The organism is Methyloversatilis thermotolerans (assembly GCF_000372885.1).
Lineage (GTDB): Bacteria > Pseudomonadota > Gammaproteobacteria > Burkholderiales > Rhodocyclaceae > Methyloversatilis > Methyloversatilis thermotolerans.
In genome coordinates this window covers 1,748,310-1,764,043 of record NZ_KB889967.1, presented here as the reverse complement: position 1 = coordinate 1,764,043, position 15,734 = coordinate 1,748,310, and the positions used below count along the sequence as shown (strand labels likewise).

At 66.4% G+C, this 15,734-nt stretch carries 16 protein-coding genes and 1 tRNA gene; 6 read left to right on the top strand and 11 right to left on the bottom strand.

The features are described from left to right. Window positions 1–87 precede the first annotated feature (87 nt). Genes A3Q7_RS0107695 through A3Q7_RS0107685 form a run of 3 tightly spaced genes read left to right on the top strand, consistent with a single transcriptional unit; the run spans window position 88 to window position 4,373 of the window. A complete protein-coding gene (locus tag A3Q7_RS0107695) occupies window positions 88–2,367 on the top strand; it encodes a DNA translocase FtsK (RefSeq protein ID WP_018411280.1) in 2,280 nt (759 codons plus the stop codon). Window positions 2,368–2,372: 5 nt separating this feature from the next. Further along, window positions 2,373–3,008 carry an outer membrane lipoprotein chaperone LolA gene (gene lolA / locus A3Q7_RS0107690; RefSeq protein ID WP_026224603.1) on the top strand — a complete coding sequence of 212 codons (636 nt, stop codon included), beginning with the start codon at window positions 2,373–2,375 and terminating at the stop codon, window positions 3,006–3,008. A 6-nt stretch (window positions 3,009–3,014) separates the two neighbouring features. Next, window positions 3,015–4,373 (top strand): replication-associated recombination protein A, encoded by a 1,359-nt coding sequence (locus A3Q7_RS0107685; RefSeq protein WP_018411278.1) that lies wholly within the window; start codon window positions 3,015–3,017, stop codon window positions 4,371–4,373. Window positions 4,374–4,501: 128 nt separating this feature from the next. Here A3Q7_RS0107685 and A3Q7_RS0107680 read toward each other — a convergent pair whose 3' ends face one another. Further along, on the bottom strand, window positions 4,502–4,768 hold the full coding sequence (locus A3Q7_RS0107680) for a hypothetical protein (RefSeq protein ID WP_018411277.1): 267 nt from the start codon (window positions 4,766–4,768) through the stop codon (window positions 4,502–4,504). Window positions 4,769–4,928: 160 nt separating this feature from the next. Here A3Q7_RS0107680 and serS point away from each other — a divergent pair, with 160 nt between their 5' ends. The 3 genes from serS to A3Q7_RS0107665 all read left to right on the top strand — a co-directional run bounded on the left by serS (window position 4,929) and on the right by A3Q7_RS0107665 (window position 7,741). Next, window positions 4,929–6,209: a serine--tRNA ligase gene (gene serS, locus A3Q7_RS0107675; protein ID WP_026224602.1), complete on the top strand. Its 1,281-nt coding sequence runs from the start codon at window positions 4,929–4,931 to the stop codon at window positions 6,207–6,209. Window positions 6,210–6,301: 92 nt separating this feature from the next. Continuing rightward, window positions 6,302–6,391: transfer RNA gene (locus A3Q7_RS0107670), tRNA-Ser, on the top strand. A 60-nt stretch (window positions 6,392–6,451) separates the two neighbouring features. After that, window positions 6,452–7,741 carry a DUF2254 domain-containing protein gene (locus A3Q7_RS0107665; RefSeq protein ID WP_332309903.1) on the top strand — a complete coding sequence of 430 codons (1,290 nt, stop codon included), beginning with the start codon at window positions 6,452–6,454 and terminating at the stop codon, window positions 7,739–7,741. Window positions 7,742–7,999: 258 nt separating this feature from the next. Here the strand turns inward: A3Q7_RS0107665 and A3Q7_RS0107660 are convergent, their stop codons facing one another. From A3Q7_RS0107660 to A3Q7_RS0107615, 10 genes are all read right to left on the bottom strand, one after another. After that, entirely contained in the window at window positions 8,000–8,902 is a 903-nt protein-coding gene (locus A3Q7_RS0107660; protein WP_018411274.1) for an NAD(P)-dependent methylenetetrahydromethanopterin dehydrogenase, read from the bottom strand. 140 nt (window positions 8,903–9,042) lie between these two features. Next, on the bottom strand, window positions 9,043–9,477 hold the full coding sequence (locus A3Q7_RS0107655) for a hypothetical protein (protein WP_018411273.1): 435 nt from the start codon (window positions 9,475–9,477) through the stop codon (window positions 9,043–9,045). 13 nt (window positions 9,478–9,490) lie between these two features. Continuing rightward, entirely contained in the window at window positions 9,491–9,769 is a 279-nt protein-coding gene (locus A3Q7_RS0107650; protein ID WP_232417861.1) for a hypothetical protein, read from the bottom strand. 47 nt (window positions 9,770–9,816) lie between these two features. Then, window positions 9,817–10,599, bottom strand: coding sequence for a peptidylprolyl isomerase (locus A3Q7_RS0107645; RefSeq protein ID WP_018411271.1), 783 nt, complete (start codon window positions 10,597–10,599; stop codon window positions 9,817–9,819). Window positions 10,600–10,729: 130 nt separating this feature from the next. Beyond that, window positions 10,730–11,737, bottom strand: coding sequence for a S1 family peptidase (locus tag A3Q7_RS0107640; protein ID WP_018411270.1), 1,008 nt, complete (start codon window positions 11,735–11,737; stop codon window positions 10,730–10,732). Beyond that, a complete protein-coding gene (locus A3Q7_RS0107635; RefSeq protein ID WP_018411269.1) occupies window positions 11,734–12,513 on the bottom strand; it encodes a quinoprotein dehydrogenase-associated SoxYZ-like carrier in 780 nt (259 codons plus the stop codon). The genes A3Q7_RS0107640 and A3Q7_RS0107635 overlap by 4 nt, the downstream gene beginning before the upstream one ends. Window positions 12,514–12,524: 11 nt before the next feature. After that, complete coding sequence (locus A3Q7_RS0107630) at window positions 12,525–13,055, bottom strand: SRPBCC family protein (RefSeq protein WP_018411268.1); 531 nt, start codon at window positions 13,053–13,055, stop codon at window positions 12,525–12,527. A gap of 66 nt (window positions 13,056–13,121) precedes the next feature. Beyond that, window positions 13,122–14,156 (bottom strand): vWA domain-containing protein, encoded by a 1,035-nt coding sequence (locus A3Q7_RS0107625; protein WP_018411267.1) that lies wholly within the window; start codon window positions 14,154–14,156, stop codon window positions 13,122–13,124. Further along, window positions 14,153–14,749 carry a hypothetical protein gene (locus tag A3Q7_RS19600; RefSeq protein WP_018411266.1) on the bottom strand — a complete coding sequence of 199 codons (597 nt, stop codon included), beginning with the start codon at window positions 14,747–14,749 and terminating at the stop codon, window positions 14,153–14,155. Before A3Q7_RS19600 ends, A3Q7_RS0107625 begins: the two co-directional genes overlap by 4 nt. Beyond that, a complete protein-coding gene (locus tag A3Q7_RS0107615) occupies window positions 14,749–15,729 on the bottom strand; it encodes a vWA domain-containing protein (protein ID WP_018411265.1) in 981 nt (326 codons plus the stop codon). The genes A3Q7_RS19600 and A3Q7_RS0107615 overlap by 1 nt, the downstream gene beginning before the upstream one ends. Window positions 15,730–15,734: the final 5 nt, after the last annotated feature.

Sequence of the window (15,734 nt, the reverse complement as noted above, 5' to 3'; positions counted from 1 at the left end):
GGCTGATCCACACGGGCCGCGGATGCGGCCCGTGTGCTTTGTATAATCCCGCTTTGCCTTTCCTCCGGCCCTGAGCCATTTTCCTCTGTGGCGAAAGACGCTCAGCAACTACCTCTTCCCGAACGCATCGCCGCCGTCCTGCACGAAGCGCGCTGGCTGGTCCTGGCGGCACTGGCGCTTTACCTTGTCATGGTGCTGGGCGGCTACGATCGCGCCGACCCCGGCTGGTCGCACGCATCGGTGGTCGACACCTTGAGCAATCCGGGGGGGCGCTTCGGTGCCTGGCTTTCCGACCTGGCGCTGTTCCTGTTCGGGCTGTCGGCCTGGTGGTGGGTCATCATGCTGATCGGTGGCTGCTTCTGGCTGTCCGGTCATCCGGACAGCCGCAGCGATCGCCGGCCGCTGTTCATCGCGCTCGGCGGCTTCCTCGTCGTGCTGCTGTCGAGCTGCGCGCTGGAAGCCATGCGTTTCCATAGCCTGGCCGCGCAATTGCCGGTCGGGCCGGGTGGCATGGTGGGCATCGAGTTGGGTCGTCTGCTCACATCCGCCTTCGGGTTTACCGGCAGCACGCTGTTGTTGCTGGTGGCCATCGGCGTTGGTCTGAGTGCGATGACCGGCGTCACCTGGCTGCGCGCGGCCGAGGCGGTCGGGCGCGGGCTGGAACTGGCGTGGTATGGTGCCCTGAGTGCCTGGGCGCGCTGGCGCGATCGCCGCATCGGCGAACAGGTGGCGGAAAAGCGCGAGGCGGTGGTCGAGGCGGAACGGCGCAAGCCGACGCGCAGGCGCGAGCCGGTGCGCATCGAGGTACCCGAGGTCGAGGTGCAGAAGTCGGAACGGGTGGAGAAGGAGCGCCAGCAGACGCTGTTTGCCGATCTGCCGGGTTCGCTGCCGCCGCTGGCGCTGCTCGACGAGGCAAAAGCGGACATCGATCCGCCCAGTCCGGAATCGCTGGAACTGATTTCCCGTCAGATCGAACGCAAGCTGGCTGATTTCAATGTCGAGGTGAAGGTGCTGGCGGCCTATCCGGGCCCGGTCATCACGCGCTACGAAATCGAGCCGGCGACCGGCGTGAAGGGCAGCCAGATCGTCAATCTGGTGAAGGACCTGGCGCGCGCGCTGTCGGTCATGAGCATACGCGTGGTGGAAACGATTCCGGGCAAGAGCTGCATGGGCCTGGAGATTCCGAACACACGGCGGCAGATCGTGCGCTTGTCGGAAATCCTCGGCTCGGCGGTCTATCACGACATGTCCAGCCCGCTCACGATGGCGCTGGGCAAGGACATCGGCGGCCAGCCCATGGTGGCCGATCTCGCGCGCATGCCGCACGTGCTGGTGGCCGGTACCACCGGCTCCGGCAAGTCGGTGGCGATCAACGCGATGATCCTGTCGCTGCTGTACAAGGCCGATCCGAGCAAGGTGCGGCTCATCATGGTCGACCCGAAGATGCTGGAGCTGTCGGTCTACGAGGGTATTCCGCACCTGCTGGCGCCGGTGGTGACCGACATGCGGCACGCGGCGAACGCGCTGAACTGGTGCGTGGGCGAGATGGACCGGCGCTACAAGCTCATGTCGGCGATGGGCGTGCGCAACCTCGCCGGCTACAACAGCAAGATCGCCGACGCCGAAAAGGCGGGCACGCCGCTCACCAATCCGTTCTCGATCACGCCGGAAACGCCCGAGCCGCTGTCCACAATGCCGATGATCGTCGTGGTGATCGACGAACTGGCCGACCTGATGATGGTGGCCGGCAAGAAGATCGAGGAACTGATCGCCCGTCTGGCGCAGAAGGCGCGCGCCGCCGGCATCCACCTGATCCTCGCGACGCAGCGGCCGTCGGTCGACGTGATCACCGGCCTGATCAAGGCCAATGTGCCGACGCGCATCGCCTTCCAGGTGTCGAGCAAGATCGATTCGCGCACCATCCTCGACCAGATGGGCGCCGAGGCGCTGCTTGGGCAGGGCGACATGCTCTATCTCGCGCCCGGCACCGGTGTGCCGATGCGGGTGCACGGTGCTTTCGTCGCCGATGGCGAGGTGCACAAGGTGGTCGAACACCTGAAGACCACCGGTGCGCCGGATTATGTCGAAGGCATCCTCAGCGGCACCGGTGACGACGACGGCGGCGAACTGTCGCTCGACGGCGCCGGTGGCGGTGGCGCCGACGGCGAGTCGGACCCTTTGTACGATCAGGCGGTCGAAGTGGTGCTCAAGACCCGGCGACCGTCCATTTCGCTGGTGCAGCGCCATCTGCGCATCGGCTACAACCGCGCGGCGCGACTGATCGAACAGATGGAACGGTCGGGACTGGTGTCGCCGATGAATGCTACCGGCGGTCGCGAAGTGCTCGCGCCCGCCCGCGAGGAATGATCGTGATGCGCTTGCTTGCCCGCTTTTCCCCCATCGTGCTGATTCTTGGAATGCCGGCGCTTGCCGGCGCCGCCGACGCGATCGGCCAGTTGCGTGCCTTCATCGAATCCACCCAGTCCGGCCGCGCCAGCTTCGACCAGCAGGTGACCGCGAAATCGGGTCGCAAGCCTCAGAACGCCAGCGGCACCATGGCCTTTTCGCGTCCCGGCAAGTTCCGCTGGACCTATGACAAACCGTACTACCAGTTGCTGGTGGGCGACGGCACAAAGCTCTGGGTGCACGACCGCGACCTGAACCAGGTGACGGTGAAGACGCTGGGCGACGCGCTGGCGTCCACCCCGGCCGCGCTGCTCGCCGGGCGCAACGAGCTCGAAAAGAACTTCGAGCTCAGCGAAGGCGGCAGCGAGGATGGCCTGGACTGGGTCGACGCCAAGCCGAAGGCGAACGAAGGCGGCTTCGAAGCGGTGCGCATAGGTTTCAAGGACGGTCTGTTGCGCGGCATGGTGTTGCGCGACAGCTTCGGCCAGACGACGAAGCTGCGTTTTTCCTCCTTCGAGCGCAACCCGGCCATCGATCCGGCACAGTTCCAGTTCACGCCACCGGCGGGTGCCGATGTGATCAGCGACGACCCGAAGAAGTGATGCGCCGTGACTGATCTGTTCGGAGCGCCAGACGAGCCGGAAACGTCACGCGGTGGCCGCGCGGGCGGCCCGACGCCCATCGCCAACGCACCGTTGGCGGAACTGCTTCGTCCGAAGACACCGGACGAGGTGATCGGCCAGCAGCATCTGCTCGGTCCGGGCAAGCCACTGCGGCTTGCGTTCGAATCGGGCGTGCCGCATTCCATGATCCTGTGGGGGCCGCCGGGCGTCGGCAAGACCACGCTGGCGCGGCTGATGGCAAACGCCTTCGACGCGGAATTCATTGCGCTGTCGGCGGTGTTTTCCGGCGTGAAGGACATCCGCGAGGCGATGCAGCGCGCGGAAACGGTCAATGCGAACACCGGCCGGCGCACCATCCTGTTCGTGGACGAGGTGCACCGCTTCAACAAGGCACAGCAGGATGCCTTTCTGCCTTTTGTCGAATCCGGGCTGGTCACCTTCATCGGTGCCACCACCGAAAATCCGAGCTTCGAAGTCAATTCGGCGCTGCTGTCTCGCGCCTCGGTCTATGTGCTGCAGAGCCTGACCGAGGACGAGATGGTGACGCTGTTCGAGCGCGCGCGCAGCGGCGCGCTCGGCGGGCTGACCTTCGATGACGACGCGCGTGCGCGGCTGATCGGTTTTGCCGACGGCGACGCGCGCAAGCTGCTCAATCTGCTCGAACAGCTCAATACCGCGGCGCGCACGGCAAAGGTCGAGCCGGTGACCGCAGCTTTCGTTGACAGCACGCTGTCGCGCAATCTGCGCCGCTTCGACAAGGGCGGCGACGCCTTCTATGACCAGATATCGGCATTGCACAAATCGGTGCGCGGATCGAATCCCGATGCCGCGCTGTACTGGTTCGTGCGCATGCTCGACGGGGGCGCCGACCCGCTCTACCTCGGCCGGCGCATCGTCCGCATGGCGGTGGAGGACATCGGGCTGGCCGATCCGCGCGGGCTGGAACTGTCGCTGCAGGCCTGCCAGACCTATGAGCGTCTGGGTTCTCCGGAAGGCGAACTGGCGCTTGCGCAGGCGGTCGTCTTCCTCGCCTGCGCCGCGAAATCCAATGCGGTCTATATGGCCTATAACGAGGTCCGCCGCTTCGTCGCCGAAGACGGCTCGCGCCCGGTGCCGCTGCATCTGCGCAATGCACCGACCAAGCTCATGAAGAATATGGGCTTCGGCGCCGAGTACCGCTACGCGCACGACGAGGAAGGCGGCTACGCCGCGGGCGAGCGCTATCTGCCCGACGGCATGAAAGACATGCAGTGGTACCGCCCGACCGACCGCGGCATGGAAGCCAAGATCGCCGAAAAGCTGGCCTGGCTGCGCGAACAGGACCGCAAGGTCCGGGGCGACTGAAACTTCGAGCGCTGGACAACATCCGGGATCGAAACCCGCGGCCGGCATGTGCCGCATCGCGGCCAGAGGCCGCTCCCACAACGGCTCGCCCGGACCACGAACGGAGCCGGATTTTTGTGGGAGCGGGCTCAGTGCAGTTCGCGACGGTGGTGCCGGCAGAAGCGCTCGATTGCAGCCTCGCTGCGATGGCGCAGATCGGCATTGGTGTGGGCTTCGGCCTGACGTTGCGCGTCCTTCAGCAGGCGCAGCATGAGTTCGGCGCCACCGTCGCTCTGCAGCATGGCACCGGCCATCGTGGCCGCCAGCATGGTGGGCAGGCCGGTGTACTCGGCGAGAACACCGACTTCGAGTTCGCTCAGATCGCTGTGATCCAGACAATCGCGCAGAGAAAGCATGTCGTTGGCATCCTTCGAATGCGATACATGACTATAACGCCCGCTGCAGTCCGCGCTGTTAGAATTTTATATTGCAGCGGACAGCCGGCGCGGCAGGCTTGCTCAAGCGAGCTGACCGCCCGTGCTGTCCGACCGTTCCATCCGCCACAGGTTTTCTTTCATGCTAGACGCCCAATTGCTGCGCAGCCAGCTCGCTTTCGTACAGGAACGCCTCGCCACCCGCGGCTTCGAACTCGATGTCGCCCGCTTCGAGGCGCTGGAATCCGAACGCAAGCGCATCCAGACCGAAACCCAGGACCTGCAGGCGCGGCGCAATGCCGCATCGAAGCAGATCGGCCAGCTCAAGGCCAAGGGCGAGGACACGTCGGCGGTGATGGCGGAAGTCGCCGGCCTGGGCGACGCGCTGAAGGCCGGCGAGGAGCGTCTTGCCGCGCTGCTGGCCGATATCCAGGCTTTCGTCGCGTCGCTGCCCAACCTGCCGAACGAGTCGGTGCCGGTCGGGCGGTCGGAATCGGACAACGTGGAAGTATTGCGCTGGGGCACGCCGCGCAGCTTCGAGTTCGAAGTGAAGGACCATGTCGACATCGGCACCGGTCTGGGGGGCCTCGATTTTGAAACCGCGACCAAGATCAGCGGCGCGCGCTTCACGCTGCTCAAGGGCGGCATCGCGCGCCTGCACCGCGCGCTCGCGCAGTTCATGCTCGACACGCACACGACCGAACACGGCTACACCGAACTGTACGCACCCTATATGGTTAACGCGGACAGCATGTTCGGCACGGGTCAGTTGCCCAAGTTCGAGGAGGATCTGTTCTCGGTAGCGCGCGGCGACGGCGGCAAGTTCTATCTGATCCCGACCGCCGAAGTGCCGGTGACCAATATCGTGCGCGACACGGTCCAGCCGCTGTCGGCGCTGCCGCTGAAGTTCGTCTGCCACACGCCGTGCTTCCGTTCGGAAGCGGGTTCCTACGGCCGCGACACGCGCGGCATGATCCGTCAGCACCAGTTCGACAAGGTGGAACTGGTGCAGGTCGTGACGCCCGATCGCTCGTGGGACGCACTGGAGGAACTGACCGGCCACGCGGAAACCATCCTGCGCCGGCTGGAACTGCCTTACCGCAAGGTCGCGCTGTGCACCGGCGACATGGGTTTCGGTGCGGCCAAGACCTATGATCTGGAAGTGTGGCTGCCGGCGCAGAACACCTATCGCGAAATTTCGTCGTGCTCGAATTTCGAGGGTTTCCAGGCCCGTCGCATGCAGGCGCGCTTCAAGAACGAACAGGGCAAGAACGAAACCCTGCACACGCTCAACGGCTCCGGCCTCGCGGTCGGCCGCACGCTGGTCGCCATCCTCGAGAACTATCAGCAGGCCGATGGCTCGGTCGTCGTGCCGGAAGCGCTGCGCCCGTGGATGGGCGGCACATCGCTGCTGCAGCCCTGACATGCGAAAACAGCGCCCATGCCTTTCGCGGGCGCAGGGCGCTGTGCTACACTGCGCGCCGCTTCGCGACCATGAAGCTCACGCAGTACCCCGGAGAGGTGGCAGAGTGGTCGAATGTACCTGACTCGAAATCAGGCGTAGGCGCAAGTCTACCGTGGGTTCGAATCCCACCCTCTCCGCCAGATTCCACGTAAAAAAAGCGCCTTGCGGGGCGCTTTTTTTGCTTCCGCGCCAGACGCAGCATGCGGTGCGAAGGACGGCCGAAGGGAGAAAACATGCCACGCTGGTTATGGCTGCTCACGCAGTTGACGCGCAAGCTGTGGCTGCGTGCCACCTTGATCGGAATGCTCGGCGTCGTGGCGGCCGTGCTCTCCGCCGTGGTGGAGCGATACATTCCTTGGGAGATTCCGGGATCCATCGGCGCCGATGCGATCGACAGCCTGCTGAATGTGATTGCGACCAGCATGCTCGCCGTCACCACGTTCTCGCTCAGTGTCACGACCTCGGCGTTCGCATCGGCGACCAGCAATGTGACCCCCCGGGCGACCCGGCTGCTCATGGAGGATCGCACGACACAGAATGTCCTGTCGTCCTTCATCGGTTCCTTCCTTTTCAGCATTGTCGGCATCGTGGTCCTGAAGACCGGGGCCTACGGCGATCGTGGCCGCCTCATCCTGTTCGGCATGACGGTCGCAGTGATCGTGCTCATCGTCGTGACACTGCTGCGCTGGATCGACCACCTGACCCGGCTCGGGCGCGTTGGCGAAACGACGGAACGCGTTGAGCGCGCAACCCGCGAAGCGATCGAGATCCGTTGCGAGACACCCTTCCTCGGCGGCAGGCCGCTGGCGAACGCGGGCGATCTGCCCGCAGGCGGCCTGCAGGTAAGCGCCGGCCGTGTCGGGTATATCCGGAACGTCGACATGACTGCTTTGTCCGCCTGTGCGGATGAGCTTGACCGCGATATCGTGCTTGCCGTCGTACCCGGTGCCTTCGTTTATCCGGACTCTCCGCTCGCACGCATTCCGATCATGCCCTCCGCCAAAAAGATGCAGGAGGCGACCGAAAGGGTGCGCGCGGCTTTTTCAATCGGCAGCGAACGAAGCTTCGATCAGGATCCGCGTTTCGGCCTCGTGGTGATGAGCGAAATCGCGATGCGGGCGCTGTCTCCTGCAGTGAATGATCCTGGCACGGCCATCGACGTGATCGGTCGCAACACCCGTCTGCTGAGTCTGTGGGCCGAAGCAGGGCGGCGCGCAGCGGATGATGTCCCGAAGCATCCACGCATCCACGTGCCGCCCCTCAGCACGGCCGATCTGTTCGAGGATTCATTCATGTTGATCGCGCGTGACGGCGCGGGTCACATCGAAGTGCAACTGCGAATGCGCAAGGCGCTGCAGGCCCTGTCGCGGATGGGTAACGATGATTTCCGCGCGGCTGCCGTGAAACAGGCTGAGTTGGCGCTCGAACGGGCACGGACTGCATTGGTGACAGAGCACGATTTCGTCCGCCTGGCCGATGTCCGCCTCTAGCGGTGTGTCCGCGGCCCGGGAAGCCGGCTTGGTCCGAGTCGCTGACATCCGGAATGTCACATGGCGGGCTGACGGGTGCGGGTTGCGTGCACCCGGCATCGACCGCCATGGTGTCCTCTCGACGGGAAGCCGCTGCAGCCGGGGCGGACGACCCGGATCTGTGGTGTTCGCGCGGCGGCGATCGCAGGCGTGTTGTTGCGATGACCGGCGGGCGGGCTGCGCCTCGACCCGATACCGGATCCGGTCATCGCGGTCAGCTTACTTCGCGTTCGCCAGCTCTTCCAGTGCGAAGGCGTAGGCTTCGGGGAAGTCGATCAGAGCGGCCTTGGCGCTGGTCTGGATGGAGCGGAACAGGCCGAATTGCGTCTTGTACTTCAGGTTGCCGATGGCCAGCGGGCCGATGCTCAGAAAGCTGGTCTTGCCCACGGTGACCGGGATGGCCTTGTCGTTCACGCCCACGCCTTCGACGCCGGACGGCGGCACGGCATTGGTGTCGGCCGCCACCATGAGCTTGCCGCCGGCCTCGAGCACTTCGGCGTCGAGGATGCGGATGCCCGCCTTGGCGGCGCTCACCGCGATTTCGGTGTCGCCCATCACGTTGATCTTGTCGCGATGGGTTTCCGCAGACACCCACTCGACCTTTGCGCCATAGCGCTCACAGAAGCGCAGCGCGGATTTGGAGTCGTCATCGGCAGTGAGCTGACACAGGCGCGCCTTCGCACCCTGGCGGGCGGCCAGGATGGCAGTGCACAGGCCGACCGGTCCGGTGCCGAACACTGATACCACACGGCCGGACAGGCCATTGCCGGTCTTTTCGCGAACAGCCTTCTCGACCAGTGCCACGACGGCTGCCGAGGTGGTGTAGGCGCCATTCGGGTCGGCGAACACGCCCACCTGGAAGTCGCCCACCATTGCATTCTTGGCGGACTGGAACATGTCGGTGGCCATGTGCACATCGCGGCCGCCGAGGAAGATGCCGGTATCGTTGAAGCGCTTGGGCGGGCGACAGAACACTGCGTCCTGGACCAGCGCTGTCACATTCTCCGGGCGGATGCCGGTCAGCGGGATGACCTGGTCGAATCCGGCGTCGGCGGCGATGGTGACGTCGAACGGGCTGATATTGCTGCCGGGGACCAGGAAATACAGGATTCGTTGGGTCATGCTTTTGTCTCCTCGCTTCGCCACATGGGATGGCAGGGATACGTCGCGGCGCGGGATGCGCAGCGCTGTCGTACAGACTGCCTTATCGACTGCGGGGGACGATAACTTGAGCCGGCGCATGACGGCCGGCGCCGGGGGCTTCAGCCGGGAGGGGTACAGTCGGCTTGCCGGCTGCCACTGAGTCCGAAGCGACCGACCATCCAGTCCATGTCGACGCCGCGTTCGCGGTTGAAGTCGCGGATCCAGGCTTCGACGGTGTCACCGAGCGCGCGCACCCCCGCGCTGTCCGGCAGCAGCAGGTCGCTCTGACCCAGATTCCGGGCCCCTGTGCGCAACAGTGCGGTGATGCCCTGCATGAAGGTATCCACGGGAAGCGCGCGGGGGGCCTTGCCGTCGGCACCCAGCGCGACGGCTGGCGTCACCATGACGCTGAGACTGTAGCCATCCTTCAGGCAGACCCGTATCAGTTGTTCGGTGCCAGCAGGGACATAACGGTCTTCCTGGGCGAACGTGGCGGACGGTGTGAGCAGCAACGCGGCCGTACCGGCCAGGGTGGCGAAAATGAGCGCTTTCATGAGGCGTGTTCCATCAAGGGGTATCGATGAAGCGGGCCTCGATGGCTTCCCAGCGCTGAGGCCCCTGGCGGGTTTCGGTGCAGCCCAGCCAGCGTTCCTCGCCCGGCCTGAGCACATGCTTGCCGCGGTCCGCGGTGCGTACATCCATGTACCAGCGTTCGATCCAGACCTGGACGGTGCGCGTGCTGTCGCGGTTGCGCAGACCGCGCAGCACGCCACCCTGCTGCACGCACTGGCTGTCGGCTTCCTGCAGCCATTCGATGGCGGCGAGCGCATCGTCCGCGCTGCGCACGGGAAGTGCTGCAGTGCAAAGGAGCAGGGCGACCGCCGGACTCACCTTCATTTCACGACCGCGCGCGCCTGCAGGTCCTGGATGTAGGCGCGCCACTTGCGCTCGATCAGCGATTCCAGGATGCGCGGTTTCACGTCGTCGAAGCGAGGCGGCTGTGCCGGCCGGACATCCTCGAGCTTGATCACATGCCAGCCGGCAGAGGTATGCAGCGGTGTGTCGGCCACCTTGCCGCGCGACAGCGTCGGCAGCAGGCCGGCGAATTCCGGGCCGAAGCTGCCTTCGACCGTCCATTCGAGCAGACCGCCCGCAGGCGCGGAATCCCGGTCGCGCGACTGGTTCTTCGCCAGTTCCTCGAAGCGCGCGCCCTTGCCCAGTTGCTGGATCAGCGTCCTGGCCTGCGCCTCCTGTTCGACCAGGATGTGGCGCACGCGGTACTCGCGTTCGCCGGCGCGGTTCGCGAGATCGTCGTACACCTTGCGGATTTCGGCTTCACTGGGCTTCGTATTGACGAAGAAGTCCTCGCGCAGCGCGTTGATCATCGCCTGCTGACGCATGAACTCTACGCGTACGGTGAGCGCCTCGCTCTTGCCCAGCTTGCGTTCCGCTTCCTGCGCGAGCACTTCGCGACTGACCAGCTCGTCGCGTGCCTGACGCGACAGTTCGGGCGTGGCCGGACGACCTTGCCGCACCTGTTCCTTGATGATGAAGTCGAGCTGGCTGCGCGGTATGGCCTTGCCGTTGACGGTGGCAATGGTGTCGGTGGTCTGGGCATGGGCAGCGCTGCATGCACAGACGGCGAGCAGCGCGATACGGAGGGTGTGGAGAGCCATGGCTTGTGTTTGTGTTGAGCTCGGAGGGATACGCACTATCCGGAAAGCGGGCGGACCATGCAGGTTATGAATGCCCGCCGATACGGGGATGTCGTCCCAAGTCGGTGCCGTGCCGCAGCATCCGGGCAGTTCAGGGCCGGGCTCCGGGCACCGGCCGCAAGCGTGCGAGCGCGCTGTTCGCGGCCGCCTGGACGTCGCTCAGCCCGGCCAGACGCGCATGTCTTTCGATTCTCTGCAGTTCTATCTCCGAATCGCGCGCCTGTTCCAGCGCGCGCTCGAGGTAGAGCGAAGCCTGCTCGGGCTGCTTGAGCATGCGCGCCGCACGCGCCCGCATGAGCCAGGCGGCCGCTGCGTGCGGTTCGTCGCGCGTCCACTCCGCCGACAGCGCGGCAACGGCGGCCCAGTCCTGCGCCGCGATGGGCTGCAGCAGCCGCATGAAATGGGGTTGATGCGCCGGCAGCTGTTCCCACAGTGCCGAGCCGTTCATCGCCTGCGGAGGCTTCTCCGGGCGCTCACGCAGACGATCCGCCCAGTCGGCGGGCATGGCGAAGTATTCGGTACGTTCGGCACTGGTGAGGAAGGTGGTGATACCGATCAGCCGGCCCGAGGCGTCGAACAGGCCGCCACCGCTGGCACCCTGCAGGAAACCGGCGCTGGTCTGGATGATGTAGCTGCCGCCAGCGGCGTGCAGGTCGAGCACCACGCCGCGCGCGAAGTGCGCTTCCATGCCCCCGGAGTAGCCGTGCGCGATCACCGGCTCACCCAGGTTCAGCGCGCGTGCCGGGCGGATGTCCAGGGCAGGGTAGGGCAGCGGTCCGGCGGTGCGCAACAGGCACAGGTCGCGCGAAATGTCGGCGCGTTCGCCGACCACCGGATGTCGTTCCAGTCCGCGCGACAATACGATGGTGTGGGCGTGCCGTGTCACATGGCAGTTGGTGAGCGCGATATCCGGACCGACCACCACGGCCGATCCGACGGCAAAGCGGTCGCCGTCGCCCAGCGCGGATACCTTGAGTACGGCACGCGACAGGCGGGCCAGTACCTCGGGGTCGGCGGCGGTCGCGAACGAAGCCGGCAGCGAGCCTGCACACATCAGGAACAGGCCGGCGACCAGGTGGGCAAGCCGGCGTGTGTTCATTGTGCGGGTCGGGCCGGAAAGCGTGCCGTGAAACGACGTTCGCGGCTGTCTTCGGCATCGATTTCCAGCACACCGGCGCGTCGTGAAAAGCCGAATCTGAGATAGGGGTTGCGGCTGATCGCGATATCGAGTTCGGCTTCCATCAGCAGTTCGCCATCCTGCCGCACGGTGACCGTGCGCAGGTAATCGGCGGCGACATAGCCACGGGTGTCGAGATCGAATTCGAGACCGGAATGATTGGGGTGGCGGATGCGCAGCTCGGCTTCGCCATGATCGCCCTGGCCGATGCTGCGCAGCATCATGCGGCCGATGTCGCGCTGCGCTTCTTCGTCGTTGCCGCCCAGCGGCGCTGAGCACCCGCCGGCGGCCTTGACGAAGCGCGTGGCCATGAACAGGCGCCCGTCCGCCGTTTCCGCCAGTGCCCGTACCGTGGTGTAGCGCTCTATGCGCACCCGCGTTTCGATGCGCCCCACCGCTTCGCGATGCAGCGTGAAGCGCGCAGCCATCGGTGACGGGTTGCCGTCGATCACCAGCCAGGCGCGGCGGATGCTGCCGCCTTCCGGGCCGATCACGATGGCCATCGGAACGATGGCGGCGTCCTCCGCGCGGTCCGGTGCATCCAGGTCGACCACCTGTGCATCGGCGACCGGCGTGCGTCCGGCGAAATGCGCCTGCTGCAGTCGCGGCCACACCTCGTCCGCGTCCAGCGCGTGCGCGGCGGGCGCGCACAGGGCGCACGCTGCGCTGAACGTCGTGACAAGCAGTGCGGCGCGCATGAGCCGGCGCCTTACTTCAACGCGCCGGATTCAAGACCGCTCTTCAGCGCATCCAGACCGGGACGCATCAGGCCGCGCAGCGCTTTCACCGCGCTTTCGTCATCCATGCCCGGCGGCGGTTCGTTGCCGGTGTCGGCGCGATAGCCGCGCGCCTGCCAGCTCACCTTGCTGCCGCTGCCCTCGGCCTTGACCGAAATGCGGCCGGAGTAGGAACTTGCGGGCAGCACCTTGGGGTCGGTCTCGCCCGAGCGGTAGTTCATGGTCATGCCGGCGGCGTCGATGTCGTCCAGTTGTTCGGTCACCGTGCCCTTGTCCAGCGTCAGCGTGCGGGTCGATCCCGCCTCGCTGCCCTTGTCGGCACTCGAAGCCTTGATCGCCGGATTCCATTTCGCGATGCCGGCGAAATCGCCGACCACCGCCCAGACGGCGGCGGGCGCCGCGTTGATCACGACGGACTCGTCGATTTTCTGCGGCGTCGGTCCGTGCGCGTGCGCGAGCGGGGCGATCAGCGCGATCGCCAGCAGGGTCAAGGTGGTTCTCATGGGATCAGTTCCTCCTGAAGGGGTGGTGAATGGGGGCTGAAGGGGTCGGCGCGATGCGTCCGGTGTTCATGTGCTGACCGGCGTGAGGCGCGATGCCGGCCTCGCGCGGGCAGGCAGCAGGCGGGCGACCGATGCCGGAGCGAGGCTTACGATGAGCAGTGCCAGGCCCGCGAGCGCAAGCAGCGGGCGCAGCGGCATGCGCGTTTCGGCGGTGCGGCCGCCAGGCAGGGCGCGCAACTGCCGGGCCACCTGATCGGCGGAGCGCGCGACTGCGGTGGCGAGGCCGGTGCGCTGTGACAGGTCTTCCAGGATGTCGTCGCGGCGCAGCGACAGGTGATCGTTCTCGGATCCCGGCGCCCGCTGTGGCGCATTCCGGATGTCGCCGCCCATCCGCTCCATGTCGGCGACGGAAAGGGTCGGCGCGCCGGCGCTGGCGAAGCCGGCCGTGTCCTCCGGTGTCCAGTATCCTTCGATGCGGCCCTTCTCGCCCAGCTTGGGTACCGGCTCCGGGCTCTCGCCCCCGACGCCGAACAGCACACCGGGGACCTCGCCCGGCTTGCCGTCCCAGGACGGGATGCGACCGGGGTGCAGGGCGGGCGTCTGGTGGCCGTCGGTGAAGAAGGCGAGCGCCGCGCCCGGCGCCATCCTGCGGATATCGTCCAGTGCCGAGTAGGTGCCGTAGTAAAGATGGCTGTCGGCCGCCCACGCCATGCGCCAGTCGATATGGTCGATTGCATCCGCCAGGCTGCCGCGGCTGCGGCACACGTCTACCGGCATGAGCAGCGGCTGGGTGCGCCGCTCGACGAAGATGGACACGCCGACCTGGGTACCACAGGGGAGCTGGTCAAGCGCCGAGATGGCCAGTTGCTTGGCGAAGTCCAGGCGGCCGATCCGCGCATCGGCCGGTCCGACGTCCTGCGTGTTCATGCTCTGCGTGATGTCGAACACCATCATGTAGGTGCCGACTTCGCGTTCTATCCTGACGGCCGGATCGAACGACGCAATGCCGAAGCACAGGGTCGCTGCGGCGAGCAGCCAGAAGCGTGTGCCTCGGCCGCGCAGCCCGTGCGCCAGCGTGCTGGCCAGTGCGCCGGTCTTCAATGCATGCCTCGCGGAGCACCGACCATTTCGGTCCACGCCGCCTTGTCCGGCAGCGCGTCGTCGTCGACCTTGGTTTCCTTGCCTTCCTTGCGCCAGTTCCTGACTTCGTAGTCGGGTACCAGCACTTGCGCCAGTTCGAGGTTGAAGCGGCTGCCCCAGTCATCGGGTTGTTCGCGCAGTGCGCGGCGGTAGCCGGTCTTGGCCAGTTCGACCAGCGTGATGGCGCGCGCGGCGGCGCCCTCGCCGGTTGCGACCTCGATGGCGCGGCGAAGATAGAGATTGGCGGCATTCACGCGCGCCGCGCGCGCCAGCACCTCGTCATCGCGCAAGGTCGCCTGCGATTCGACCTCGCTGTAGGCCGCCAGCGCAGCGTCGTTGTCGCGCTTGCCGTCCAGTGCGACTGCGCGTGCGAACAGCACCATGGGCGGCGCACCTGCGTCGGCGATGCCGGCCCTGATCTGGCGGTTCGCGTCGTACGCGCGCCAGCCCTGCCACAGTGCGTGTACGCAGGCGGCCGTGGCTGCGGCGGCCAGCAGGTAGAGAAGGGGCGCGGTCTGGCGGCGCAGGGAGCGCCCCAGGGTAGCGGAGGACATCAACGGGACCATGCGGGTACCTCGAGCGAGCGGGCGACAAGCAGCAGCAGGCTGCACAGGAAGGACACGCCCATGAACAGGCCGCCCAGTTCCTGGCGCGGCGGGGTTTCGCGGTAGCGCAGCGGCTGGTTCTGCAGGCGCGCGACGTCGGCGATTGCGCGTGCCAGTGCATCCGGCGTGTCGGCTTCGTACAGGCGGTAGGGCACGCCCAGATCGCGGAAGTACTCGTTCAGGAAGTACTCGGGGGCAGGATCGAAGCCTTTTTCCGGATCGGGCGGGTCGGATGGTCCGCGCCCGCCGGCGGTGCGCAGGAAGATCCAGTACAGCGCGCTGCGGTTCTCCGCAAACAGGCGGCGGATCTGGTTCTGCTTGCGGGCGTCGATCTGCGCCGCGCCATCGGACACCAGCAGCACCACGCGCGAGCCGGTGACCGGCTTGTCCTTGAACTGTTCGAGCGACATGGTCAGACCCGCCGCGATATTGGTCAGGCCGACGCCGGGCGCGGCCGACGCCCTGATTGCTGCGGTGACGGCGTCATGGTCGGCAGTCAGTTCGAGTCCGTGCACCGGGGCGGTGCTGAAGGACACCAGGCCGAACAGGTCGCGCGGACGTTCGCGCACGAAATCCTCGAGCAGGCGCGCGGCCGCGCGTCCCTTCGCTTCGTCGCCCTCCTGCGCGCCGCGACCGGCGAAGCCATCGCTCATGCTGGCACTGCGATCGAGCGTGATGACGATGTGCGCACCGGTGCCGATGCGTTCGATGTCCTCGCCCTGGCGATGCGGGCTGGCCAGGGCGAGCGCCGCCGCCAGCACCGCCAGCGCGCCGAGGGTACGCAGTGCTGCGGCGAGGACGCGCGAGGCTGGATCGTGCGGTACGCCGGGCAGCCAGCCATGTGCCAGGGTGCGCTGGCCGTGCCAGAGCAGCGGCAGCAGCGCGAGCACTGCGGTCCACAGCCATTGCGGATGATCGAATGCAATCATGCCGA